Genomic DNA, 10,732 nt, shown 5'->3' with positions numbered 1-10,732 from the left:
TCTGGATGAAGGGGAGCAGTAGAGTGAGTCCCGCGTCCAGGGTGCTAACCGTCCCGTTCCACGTGGCTTCCACCGGGATTTCCACCACTACGCCCTGATTGCTCTTTTTTTTGGAAGCTGAAGCTCCAGTCTTCTCAAAGTTCTGGTCACCGTGCTGTCGGAAACATTGAAACCGGTCTTCTCAAGCAATCTTCTCATCCTGGTTCTGCCGTAGTTAGGGTGTTCCTGCTTAATGCTTTTTACCGCGTCCAGAAGGTCTGCGGTAATCTTGCCCTCGGGTCCTCTTCGCCCTATTTTAACCACCTCACAAGTATTTACCGAGAGCAAAGCTTAAAAAATTGACGCGAAAAATAACAGTTTAATCTTAATAATAATAAGTATTTACATAGAATAAACATACTATTATGCAATTGGGGGTGTACCTACGGCAAATACTAGTTCTGTACTACCTCTTGAAATAGTTTCAATGCTTGATCATGGTAGCTTTTCATTACACATTAAAGGTGAAGCTGGTACAGGTAAGACCACGCTAGCCCTAGAACTCGTAAACTTGCTTTCACACAAAGGAGAAACTTACTACTTATCCACCAGAGTTTCACCCTCAAGACTCTATGAACAATTTCCCTGGGTTAAGGAAACCATGCCTCCCGCAAAAATCTTAGATGCAAAGCGTGAAACAACACGCCCCCAGAAATTAACCCCTTACTCATTCGAATACACGGAGCAGCCTGATTTCTTGCAAGCGCTCTACTCCAAAATAAAGGAGGCAAAAGTATTCCCGGTAACCATTATTTTAGATAGCTTAACCGCTCTAAAAGCCAATCTTAATTTGGCGGAGGACCGATTGAACGTCGAAACTGTTCTCCTGGAAATTTGTGAAAAAACTAATTCGAACCTGATCCTTGTGGCGGAAACAGGAGAACCAAGTAGATTAGATTACTTGGTTGGTGGAGTTATTAGACTGGAAAGAAAAATAATCGACCAGAGGATATTGAGAGAACTAATCATTGAGAAGATTCGAGGAGTGAAAATCAATAATCCCTGCTACCTGTTTACACTCAGTGGAGGAAGATTCACCTGTCTTGAAGGAAAAACCGAAACGAATATGGTGTTCACCCAAATCCCCCAGCCAGTAACATTGACAGGTAACAAAATCCCCACCTCCATTGAATTGATGGATAGACTACTTGGGGGAGGATTTGAGAAAGGCAGTTTAAATATCTTGGAAATTAACCGAAACGTAGGTATAAAGTATCTATAAGCTATCATCCCCCTTTATGCTAACTTCCTACTTCTGAATTATCCCCTCTTCGTGATTCCTAGCCAATCTTTTACCTTCAAATACGTTGCATCTATTGTCCCGCCATTTTTAGAAAATAAAATCACTCTAGAGAAGGCTCAGAATCTTTTACATATTCACTTTCCAAAACAGAGATATGAAAAAGGAATACTTCCAATCAATATTGATAATCTCCAAGGAGTAAGTTCGGTGGAAGATTTCGCGAAACTCAAAGAGGCTATCATAAAAAAGATAATTGATGGCGGTCATGACTCCTTTCTTTGCACATTAAATAGTGACACTATAAAATCTATTTACGGTGCTAAAAGGTTGGAAAATACTATAGCAGAATGGTCGGCCGAATTAATAAAAATAAACGGCGTGGTTATACTAATTTATTTTTCAGAGAAGGATTTTGCTCCTCCCATACACTTAGCATCCACTTATTTCAAACTGGAAAAAATAGGGGAAAGTATGATATTATTCGGAGAGAATCCAAAAACAAAAATATACGCGGTAAAGCCGGATTCCTCAAGAGGATACTTAGTCACCCATCTCATCCCCATCGAATAAAAACAAGAGAATCTCTTTCATTCAGCCATTGTCAAGAAGGAAATTCTCAACCCATTGGAGCCACAGTAACCGTCATCTGGAATTAAACTAAAAAGTATAAACTGTACTAACTCTAACCCCTACCAAGCTTCTTCTCCCAAATCTTGCTATTCTAAATAATATTTTCGCAGATCTTTAGGGCGGCTGATAAAACGCGTGATACACTTTATAGTAATACTCACTTTTCTAGGGACTCTTAATGTGCAAGGACCTTTTCGATGTAATTGAAAGAGAAATATGATTACGACATAATCTTGGTAACAACTTCAAATGGAACTCAGATAACTCATCTTGTGAAAAAGCTAGGATAAACGAGTGTCAGAAGGATAGAAACGAATTGAACGGCGCAAAACCCAGCAGCCATAATTTTCCAGAGAATAATTCTGGAAACACTGAGTCACTGTTCAGAAAAATAAAAAAACACACCAATTGATTTGATAAGATGTCCACCACAAACCCCAAAGCAAATTCTAATGCATCACGTTACATTGGATTTGTTCCATAAATCCATTAGAATAAATGAGTAGACATTAATCTATCAATCTACTCTACTACAACCTTTCATATCAAGAAAAATCAAAATTGGAGGTGCATCTTGAGGAGAAAGGCACAAGGTGTATATAGGAATTAAACAATGCGGAAAGGATACGTGCAGAACAATCTAAACAAGCTTTGAAGAATTCACTGTTAAAGAGTATAAGGCAAAATCCTCTTTATAAATAACAGAAACCAACAAGCTACACCCAAATCTTTCGAATAAAAATGCGACATTAGGCTCCAAACCCAATAAATTGTCTGCGACTCTATTTAAATACTATATGTGTATTATTTTATGAAAACCGATCTGGCAGAATATTCCTCCTTTTTCGGAAAAAGGCTTTATTTTGGAGCTTTTCTCCCCAGCCACAGGTGTACGTCAAAAAATCAAAATAGTCTTTTTTTGGCTTTTGGAAACTTATTATCCCTTCTTTAATCATGACAGCTAAATACATTCAATGCTGTTAATTTATAGATAGAAACTTCCTGCAAAAAGTATATAATAATCAAAAATTAACCTTATTATTGAAAATAATTAAACAAAAATGCTTCGACACCTACAAGACCATAACAATGCTTAAAAAATTTAAGCTAACCAACTCATTTAATTAAAAATCATTATTAATATATTGGGGAAACAATTGGAACGCGAGCAGTATCCTAAATAGGATAAGCACCTCCCAGAGTTTAATCCTGGATTTAACTGAAGAATCTTTTACAATTTATTGCTAACAACTGTGAGGCTTTAGCATGAGTATTAAAGTTGCAACGGGTATTAGGGAACTAGATGCAATGCTGGATGGTGGAATATTAGAAGGGGAGGTGACCCTATTTTTATACGATACCGGATCAGGACACAATTATATACTTTCAGAAATAATTAAAAATCACTGTAGAATGGGGGGAAACGTTCTTCTCGTGTTAACTTCAACTTCATCTTCACAATTTGTCACTTTGACTAAAAACGTTATTAACCAGAAAAATTGCGTTATTATAGACTGTATATCTCCCAGAAACGTTTACAACACCGAGTATTATATCGAAAATCCTTCAAGAGCCTTCGACATTTTTCTAAGCATGAAAAAAGCGAGGGAAGACTTAAATTCAAGAATAGGCGAAAAAAGAATCCCAACTTTGGTTTGCTTCTACTCTCTCAGCTCTCTGTTTATAAATTTTGAACCCAACGAGGTGGTGCAGTTCTTCAACAAGAACGTTAAAGAATCAATGAGGCTTGGAACAGTGGAATACTATACTCTCATATATGGCATTACCGAACCCAGTACAGAGAAAAGAATACAGGTGCTGGCAAATACTGTAATCCTTTCAAGAACTGAATTTAGAGACCATAGACGGCAAAACTACCTACAGATACTAAAACACGTTTCAGGAGTGCCCTACCCGGAGGAAAAACAGTACTCCATTACGAAACGTGATGGGGATGTTCCAGAAATAGTCTTCTCAACACCAATGCTCGGCCGTCTAAAGTTTAGTTAAAAATCAAAATAAAAATTACATAGGGAATCAAGAATCTGACATACTCCCCGTGCTGAAGCATCGGGGTTTCTACGGTACACATAGTAGCGTGGGGCGTGTCACCGCCCGGTTAATGACACCCGCAGGAATTGGTTCTCCCTGAGCGAGTCCTATATTCACACAGCCTACAGCGTCTCTGTGAGCCTCTAATCCGCAGTTGAGACACCTGAACAGTCTACCCTTTCTTACCATGTGTTTGGAGCCGCATCTTGGACACTGGGAAGATGCGCCCCGCTCCTCAACCGTTGTTACTCTGATTCCGTATTCCTCTGCCTTTTCTTTGATTCTTCTTAACACGTACCCGTGGGACCAGAAGTTGTGTATCAGGGAGTTTGACTTTTTGGAGAAGTTTGCTTGTTTCCTTACCTCTCTCAAATCGCCGCAAACAATCTCCGAGACGCCTTCCCGCCAACATCTGCTTACAAAGTCTGAAACCAGACTGTTCACGTGGTCTCTGAACCTTCTCCTCCTCTTTCTGTACAGCGTTTTCAACCGTTTCGACGTGCGTCCTCCCTTCACGTCCTCTAACACGGATTGGTGCCTCGCTATCCTATGGTTCTAGTACCACCAGTCCGAGAGCATCAAATTAGCCCGGTAGCCGAACACACTCCCATCCACACTCGTCATTACGGGGACCTTTACTCCCAGATCCACGTACGCCTTCTTTTCTCCAATTGGCTGGTGCGGAGGCTGAGCCTCCACCGGCATGTAGGCGTACCACCGCTCTGAGAGCTCATCAATATTAGGGAGATCTTACCACAGTTTTTGATATCTCTTTTGCTTTAAAAAGAGAAGTACACCATTTGAAAGTTAAGTAACTTGTACCATTGTAAAAAATTAATCTGGTGTCTTCTCTCATACTTTTTTGTTAAAGGTTTTAAACTTCTTGAGTTCTAGCATCCCATAAAAAAGCCTTATCTTCTAACCATTCCTCAAGAAATTCGTAAAAAATGCAAACACCTGTTATATATATGCTTGTGAATCAATTCCTACATCCCATGGACTTGCTAGTTTTCTCAGACGCATTTCTCCATATCAAAATCTTTATCAAATGATTGAAATGATTCAACCCATTTTATATTAAAACCAATTTTCTACTAAATCCAATTTGCGCAAATCGTTTGTATTTATTTAGCAACTAATTTGTTAAAATATTTTCAAAATAGCTAATTGTTAAATTTATTCTTTTAGTGTTTTCCTAGCTGGTGGATTGATATCTTCTTTTCGAGCAGATTAATTTATTGCCTAGTAGGGGGGTATTGTTCTAAGAAGTATTCTGCTGCATTTGTTAAGGAAAGCAGGTCACAATAATTCTTCTGATCAAGCACTACAGTTAAACATTTTTCATCTTTGATGAAGTTTGCTATATATGCGTTTCTACTCTTAAGAATTATAGTCTCAATATTTTTGTAGGGAAGCTTAATATTGTTTGTGGATTTAAAGAAGTCGCAGATAGCTCTTCCGTACTTCTTAAGGCTATTGTTATCAGTAGTAGTAAAAAGTACCTTATACTCATCAAGGTCAAACAATATTACTTCTTTGGCTTGGTGCTGCGACAGGAAATCGTTAAAAGACCAGTTTAACCTTTTATTGTCGAAGTACTTTTGCAGTTCCTTTTCGAATTCTTCGAATGTTTTTAGGTTTCCAGTCCAGTTGGGCAGATAGTCACCATACTTCTCAAGGAAAGCATAGGCTATTTCTGTCAGAATTCTAAAAACTATGTGCTCCGAGAGAATTTCGTCTGTGTGGGCTACGAACAGTATTCCACCTTTCTGAATGTAGTAGAACTTCTGTCCTTTAAAGGACATTGATTCAATTTCTGATTCCAGTATTTCTTTTCCCATATTTGCTATAGTACTAAGCAACCCGGATATTAAGTAATTATCATAATTTTTATAACCCGCTGCCACCAAGCAGAGTCCGTCAGAGTTAATAATGAGAATCTTTTTAAAAGATGATTTATAATTTTCTGAGTAGCCAACTCTATCCCGATAATCTAGACATTTCACCGTTTTAAATGTTGGTTTCCTAGGCATAAAACCACCGATAAACAAGTATTACACTTCAAAAATCAATAATTAAATACAAGATATATCTGGAAAAAGAACCTCCTTTAAAATTAATAAAAAATTAAAGACTAACTTCCACGTAAATAGTAGAAATTCTCCCTCACAAACTACGCAGTTGGGAATAATTTAAAGAGAATAACTTGAAAAGTTGATTTAAAACAACTCTTTAAAAGCTTTTCTATAATTTTATATGTTACATAATATTTTAATTTTAAATGTTCCTATTTAAAAATTAAAAATTATTTATAAAAGAAATTAATATTAAAAATAATCCGTTAAAGATTATAAGTATAGTAAACTGTTTTTTATTACGACTCGAAATGATTCATTGATAAAATTTTATTCTAAAATTTATCACTCTTAAAAGACGAAGTTAAAATCAAGTAAACCACCATTATGTTTCTTTGGAGTAAAATAAAATAACTGGCAATAAACGGTATCGTGGTGGAAAAATTGCGTGAACCTTTATCATTAAATCAACTTCATCATGCTAACCAAAAAAGTAAATCATTAAGCATCTCTAAGTCAGCAATTAGTTATTACCGGAAAGAATGATGTGGTCTACTTAAACTATGGGTATTAGTTCTACTCTGAAACCATTCTTGCTCCTTTCCACCGTCGGATACATGGCTGGGAAATAGGGAAAGACACCGTGTATTAAAACTGGTCCCTCAACGTTTACAACACTGAAGTGATTATCCGAAATATGGTTAATATAGTCGATCAGTTTTTTCTGACCGTACTTAGCTAAACATAAGACGGTGTCTCCACGCTGTTTCATTTCAATGAGGCCTCGAGAAATCATAGCAATAAAGTCCCCTTTTTCTTTACTTTTATACCCATATATTGACTCTAGAGTGTCAGCGGAAATCACAACTAAAATCGATTTCTGACCCTTCCTCAACGCGTTCGCCTTATTGTACATTATCTGTAAGTCCTTAGATAAATCGCCCCCCCCGAGAGTCGTTATCCATGGCTCCTCTTTTTCAGCACCTGACTCTTCTGCCATCTGAAAATCTATCACATTTATATGGTTTCTGAACTTCTCCTCACCAATCACCGGTTCTATCATTTCTCTCATCACTTGTGCAGAAATTCCAGAGGGGGGAATTAGTAAAACATTTACCCCATTTAAAGCATGGTTATAGATGGTTGGAAGGTAAAAATAGTCGTAGGCTTCCCCGACCCTCCTGTGAACCTCTATCAAATTAATGGATCCATAAGAGTATCCTCCAGCAGTAATTATGTCTAGGTTGTATAATCCGGATGATGTTTTCCCTTCCACGTTTTTAATTTGTTCAAATCTTTTTTCTTTTTCCATTTTAATTAAATTGCCTAGTGTGAAATACTGGGGAGGCAGAACCTGATACCGCCCACCCTGTAGGGTGAACAGGTATTTTGGGTTCTTAATATTTTCACCTCTGAGCTTCTGAATCTCGGATACTCTAATGAACATACCATCGCCTCTCTTAACCTGTTTCACTATCCCATCCACTAGGTAGTCTAGGGGTGTTATGCAATCGTTTTCAGAAACTATAATAAGGTTGGTTTCGGTCATTCGTGAAATATCGATTATAGAACTCTCAAGTGCGTAGTCTTCTCTCGAGATCTGTAGATTTTCTTTTATAGCTTCAAAACTATCAACTATTATTGCAGTAGTCTTCGGAATCTGGCTGCATATTTCGTAGATAGCTTGAATGAAGGCAGGTTTTTCCACATATCTGAAGGCTAATGCTATGTCTCTTGGTGGCTGGTGCTTTGAGTTGGTGGCATCTAACACGTTTTTAGATGGTATTAATTCCCTCACCCATGAATAAGTTGCGTATAACTCTTCTGGTGTTACTCTTGATGAAAGGTAGAGGGCTGGACCCCTCTGGTTTAGAAATTTGCATATAATGAGAGCAAATAGAGTTTTTCCGGTGCCCGGAGCCCCCTTCACTAAGAGTTTGTAACTTTTCTGATGGTTAAACGCCTCCATAACTTCCAAAGGAATGTTTTCAATAATCAATTTGTTAGGTATCCCCATGCGTTTTTCACAAAATTTTTTACTATAAATTTAGAGAATTTAAGTTATTAACGTTTTTGATTTAAACATTAAAATAATTTAGATTAGTGGCTTAAAAACATTTTAAGTCGTACGTATTTAGCTGTTGTAATAAATAATGGATAAAGTGGCTCCAAACCCCGAAAGAAGGTCTATTTAGGCTTTTTCGGCAGGCATTAGCCGACGGGGAAAATAACCCGAAACAAGTCCCCTTCTCGGAAAAGGGGGCGTATAACGCCAGATCGGTCTTCATGAGCTAAATACGTACTTTAAGTCAAGTTTTGTTGTATAGGATGAACGCTATGTAATGCGTGACATTTACCCATTTAATAAAAAATTTTTATTATTTTTCATTGTTTTAAACTTACTAAACGTTTATGGTATTTTCGTCGGAGAACTCCACTTAATTCGTATTTTTTGAATATTCATTCGTTAACTATGAACTACCAGAATACTCCTTACCTAAATCCACTGAATACTCTTACCTAATTCAGGAAGAAATCTTTTAGAAGTTATTTTGTTGATATCTGCTATACAGACTCCAACACCTTGTCTAACTGTAAGGATGGGCAAAGATAAGTTTATATTTAAAGAGGGGGCAAAATCCCAAAATAGCGGAAGCCTTCCGCTGGCGCTCACAATACCATAAGAGAAGAGGTAAAAGAAAAACTTTTCACATTTTGTTTAAAAAGCGAAGCTTATGTGGGTTTGGTAAGTTTTTAGGTATTATTAAAAAGGTTTTTAGAGATTGGTTTCGAATAGTTGGAATAGATTCAAATAGCTAGAAGAGTTTTTATTTATTCGATTATTACAAGGGACAATATGTTGGCATGGTTTAATTTTGCAGTAACTAGGGCGTGCACTTTTGTTCGGGGAGATACGCCATATATTATTGGGGTTCCTATATTGTCCATTATAAAGTGGGTGGAAGCAATGTTAATCAGGGTTTTCATGGATTTGACACCCTGCTTGGCTAAAGCAATACCTATACCGTTAATGGCGCCTAATTCGGAAACTATTCTCCCTAAAATCTTTACAAAGCTTTCTGCGCCATAGAACAGTTCCATAGTTTCCACTCCTAGAAACCAAAAGAATGTTTCGGCACATAGTTTATTGATAGTTCTGGTAATGGTTTCTCTAAAAATCTCATAAAATTTTTTTATATCTTCTGATCCAACAATAATTTCGTTCCATTTAGGATTTTCTGAGAGTTCTCCGAACTGGAAGTAATAAGTTTTTTCTCTAAATTCTGGCTTATGCTTACCATTATTTTCTAGTCTTATTGGTAATAAAGCATAATTTTCTGTTAATCTGAATGAAGAGATGGGAGTTGAAACAATAAATGCGGGAAAGTTATGCTGACTGAAACTTTCTAAGATTGAGCTAATAATGTAGAGGTATTCGGTTCCTGTTCTCCTCATGATTTCAATTACGTTGAATGCCCCCTTCCTTAGCCCTCCGCCGAGAATATGGTCAAATGCTCTTATGCCAGTTGAAATTAGCTCCTTACCTTTTAATGAGTCTTCTTGTTGAACCTGGATGGTGATTCCTGGGAAATATTTTGGCTCGAAGTAGTTGAATCTGCCTTCCTTGAGTGTAAATAAGTAGTATGGCTGTCCTATTAACCCTCCACGTATCTTTTCTAGATATATTTTCCTTATTAGTCTACCCTCTACTATCTCCCTTTCTAGTCTTATCACCCCGTCGGTTAGATAGTCTAATTTACTACTCCCTTGGGTTTCCGTTATGAATAGCATATTTGAAGCGGTTTTCTCTCCTAGTTCTAGGAGAATGCTTTCCAGAATGTTGTTTTCCCCAGGTATATTTAGATTAGATTTTAGGGCATCCCAGCTATCAATGATCACCGTTACCGGACGCTTCACCGCGCCGTGTATCCTCGCGTTAAGTGACCTAAGAAATTCCGGCTGATCAGTATACTCGAAAAGCACACTTCGTGGAACCTCCGAACTTATGTAGGTTTTTTTGGCGTCTAGAATATTTTGCTCATTCAAGAACTCCTTTATCCATGGAAACTGGATTATTAGCTGCACGGGGGATACCCGAGCTGAAAGAAAAATTGCTGTTCCCACCTGGGACATCTTTCTAGCAATTTCAAGCGCTAGGGTAGTTTTACCTGTTCCAGCTAAGCCTTTGACGTGAAGAGAATATCCTCCCCTTTTTAAATTATTAATCAACTCTGCAGGAACACTTTCTTCAATGCTTAACAAGACTCTTCCACCAATACAATCGATTTAGAATCAAATTTAGGAATTTTTAAAGTTAATTTGAAATTTAAATATTACCACTGTTCAGGGATAGTGTCAACTTAAGGTTTATTTGGAGGGGATCCTCCTATCTCAGTTTTGTGTTGCAGATAGTTTTTGTGAGATGGAGGATTCCTTCGGAGATTATTCTGTTTTCCCTGAATTTATACTTTGGGTTCAAGTTGAGCCTTCAGGATGTGCGGGATCACCTGTTTGAGGAATGGGGCTTCTGGAGGAGCCATGAGGCGGTGCACCAGTGGATTCAGTGGACTAACCGCGAAACCCGGCGCTACTTCGAGCAGCCCCTAAAAAGGGTTTCCAACAGTAGAAAGATTTAACGATAAATAATACCATTCTTGGACTTTAATCGTGAACCTAAACATCCGCAGAGATG

9 protein-coding genes are annotated in these 10,732 nt (G+C 37.7%); 3 read left to right on the top strand and 6 right to left on the bottom strand.

Annotated features, from left to right (window positions below):
- Nucleotides 1–87: 87 nt before the first annotated feature.
- Nucleotides 88–303, bottom strand: coding sequence for an IS3 family transposase (locus ACUVXA_RS10305; RefSeq protein WP_445871173.1), 216 nt, complete (start codon nt 301–303; stop codon nt 88–90).
- Nucleotides 304–466: 163 nt separating this feature from the next.
- Between ACUVXA_RS10305 and ACUVXA_RS10300 the strand changes: the two genes are divergently transcribed.
- From ACUVXA_RS10300 to ACUVXA_RS10290, 3 genes are all read left to right on the top strand, one after another.
- Nucleotides 467–1,261: an RAD55 family ATPase gene (locus tag ACUVXA_RS10300; protein ID WP_445871172.1), complete on the top strand. Its 795-nt coding sequence runs from the start codon at nt 467–469 to the stop codon at nt 1,259–1,261.
- A 228-nt stretch (nt 1,262–1,489) separates the two neighbouring features.
- A complete protein-coding gene (locus ACUVXA_RS10295) occupies nt 1,490–1,852 on the top strand; it encodes a hypothetical protein (RefSeq protein WP_445871171.1) in 363 nt (120 codons plus the stop codon).
- Between the two features lie 1,326 nt (nt 1,853–3,178).
- A complete protein-coding gene (locus ACUVXA_RS10290; RefSeq protein ID WP_445871170.1) occupies nt 3,179–3,922 on the top strand; it encodes an RAD55 family ATPase in 744 nt (247 codons plus the stop codon).
- Nucleotides 3,923–3,991: 69 nt separating this feature from the next.
- Here the strand turns inward: ACUVXA_RS10290 and ACUVXA_RS10285 are convergent, their stop codons facing one another.
- From ACUVXA_RS10285 to gvpD (ACUVXA_RS10265), 5 genes are all read right to left on the bottom strand, one after another.
- Nucleotides 3,992–4,492 (bottom strand): zinc ribbon domain-containing protein, encoded by a 501-nt coding sequence (locus ACUVXA_RS10285; RefSeq protein ID WP_445871169.1) that lies wholly within the window; start codon nt 4,490–4,492, stop codon nt 3,992–3,994.
- 27 nt (nt 4,493–4,519) lie between these two features.
- Nucleotides 4,520–4,669: a hypothetical protein gene (locus ACUVXA_RS10280; RefSeq protein WP_445871168.1), complete on the bottom strand. Its 150-nt coding sequence runs from the start codon at nt 4,667–4,669 to the stop codon at nt 4,520–4,522.
- Between the two features lie 530 nt (nt 4,670–5,199).
- Nucleotides 5,200–5,997 (bottom strand): hypothetical protein, encoded by a 798-nt coding sequence (locus ACUVXA_RS10275; protein ID WP_445871167.1) that lies wholly within the window; start codon nt 5,995–5,997, stop codon nt 5,200–5,202.
- A 598-nt stretch (nt 5,998–6,595) separates the two neighbouring features.
- Nucleotides 6,596–8,056, bottom strand: a complete 1,461-nt coding sequence (gene gvpD, locus ACUVXA_RS10270; protein WP_445871166.1) for a gas vesicle protein GvpD P-loop domain-containing protein — start codon at nt 8,054–8,056, stop codon at nt 6,596–6,598.
- Nucleotides 8,057–8,871: 815 nt separating this feature from the next.
- Entirely contained in the window at nt 8,872–10,302 is a 1,431-nt protein-coding gene (gvpD, locus tag ACUVXA_RS10265; protein ID WP_445871165.1) for a gas vesicle protein GvpD P-loop domain-containing protein, read from the bottom strand.
- Between the last annotated feature and the right edge of the window lie 430 nt (nt 10,303–10,732).

The organism is Candidatus Jordarchaeum sp. (assembly GCF_052745115.1).
Note: the sequence above shows the minus strand (reverse complement) of the source record. Positions and strands in the feature narration are given on the sequence as shown.

What these genes read in the sequence shown, in the direction of transcription:
- gvpD (WP_445871166.1), bottom strand. Translation starts at nt 8,056, where the DNA reads ATGGGGATACCTAACAAATTGATTATTGAAAACATTCCTTTGGAAGTT.
- ACUVXA_RS10290 (WP_445871170.1), top strand. Translation starts at nt 3,179, where the DNA reads ATGAGTATTAAAGTTGCAACGGGTATTAGGGAACTAGATGCAATGCTG.
- ACUVXA_RS10300 (WP_445871172.1), top strand. Translation starts at nt 467, where the DNA reads ATGCTTGATCATGGTAGCTTTTCATTACACATTAAAGGTGAAGCTGGT.
- ACUVXA_RS10280 (WP_445871168.1), bottom strand. Translation starts at nt 4,669, where the DNA reads ATGCCGGTGGAGGCTCAGCCTCCGCACCAGCCAATTGGAGAAAAGAAG.
- ACUVXA_RS10275 (WP_445871167.1), bottom strand. Translation starts at nt 5,997, where the DNA reads ATGCCTAGGAAACCAACATTTAAAACGGTGAAATGTCTAGATTATCGG.